This window comes from Polynucleobacter sp. 39-46-10, assembly GCF_002282275.1.
The window spans coordinates 1-1404 of record NZ_NCJB01000471.1 but is presented as its reverse complement, the minus strand read 5'-3'; the positions used below and the strand labels follow the sequence as shown (position 1 = coordinate 1404).

General features: G+C 44.7%; 1 protein-coding gene. It reads right to left on the bottom strand.

Features of this window, described 5'->3' with window-relative positions; translation table 11 throughout:
• Positions 1–1404, bottom strand: a 1404-nt coding sequence (locus B7X71_RS16880) for a PAS domain S-box protein (protein WP_293601594.1), incomplete at both ends; no start/stop codon positions are given.

Sequence of the window (1404 nt, the reverse complement as noted above, 5' to 3'; positions counted from 1 at the left end):
ATCGTTTTTAGTGCTAAAAAAGGGTTCAAACATCCGTTCGATAACGGAATCAGCGATTCCAGCGCCAGTATCAGTCACTTGGATCCGGAGCATTGCGGGAAAAGTGCTGGTTTCTAGATCGGCTGAAATTTTGACTGGAGGGGCAGACCAGCGAGATGAGAGAGGGTAAACCTCTCGCATACTATCCAAGGAATTCTTAAGAAGGTTTACTAAGACCTGCAAAATTAATACGGGATCTACATCAACCGGTGGGATATTTTCAGCAATTTCTGTAGCAATGTTCAGGCGGTGTCGATGGGCTTCGATCTCCACTAAGCCAACCGCATCATTAATAATTTCACTGATGTCAGAAGATTTTCGTTGTGGTTCACTACGCTTCACAAAACCTTTAATACGCTGAATGATGGTTCCAGCTCTATGCGCTTGGTCGGAGGCTTTTTCTAGCGCAGGAAGAATATCTTTCTGCAAGCCGGGTTCAAGTTGCCCTTGCAATCGTTTAGCTACACCCATGCAGTAGTTGGAGATTGCGGCGAGCGGTTGATTTAACTCATGAGCAAGTGATGACGCCATTTCACCCATAGTTGTTAAGCGGCTAGAGAATTGCATACGCTCTTCTTGTTGACGGGCTAAATCTTCCGCTTCAATACGAATCGTAATATCTGTTGCAATCAGTAGTTGAGCTAACTGTCCATCAACCCACGGTAAAAAACGTCTACGTACTTCATACCACTTGGAAGTTCCTGTTGCTGGATCCAGTAATTGAATTTCTTCTGACTCTGTTTCTTGATGCAGGGACGAGGCTGAACTGGCCTCAATTGAAGCTTGAAATATTTTTTGTTTGATCTCACCTCCGGCTAAATCACAATGACCTTTAGCAGAGCTACCAAAACGTTCGCGATAGAAGCGATTTGCAAACAATAGCTCACCCGTTTCATTGGAGACCACTGAAACTGATGCATCTAAACCTTCTAAAACAGTAATGAATCGCTCTTGTGACGCAGCTAATTCCTCACGAATTTTCTTTGGCTCAGAAATATCAATTAATGAGGTGATCCAACCAGTTTGTTTGCCCTTTTCATCAATCAATGGAGCAATAAATGTTCGGGTCTGGATGACTGAGCCGTTACGGTGGAGGATTGAGCCCTCGACCCCAATCTTCTTATCTTGATTGAGGGTCATCTGGAGAGCTTGATGCATTTTTTTGGTGAGCTCCTCCTTTTGATCCTCAGGCCAGAAAGCAAAAGGGGGACTAAGTCCTATCAGCTCTTCCGCAGACCAACCAGTCATCTCGCAAAAAGCAGGGTTGACATAGGTGATCGCCCGATTCATATCATGTGCGCGAATTCCAACTGGCGTTGAGTTTTCCATCGCACTACGAAAATTTGTCTCAGCCCGAAGATTTGC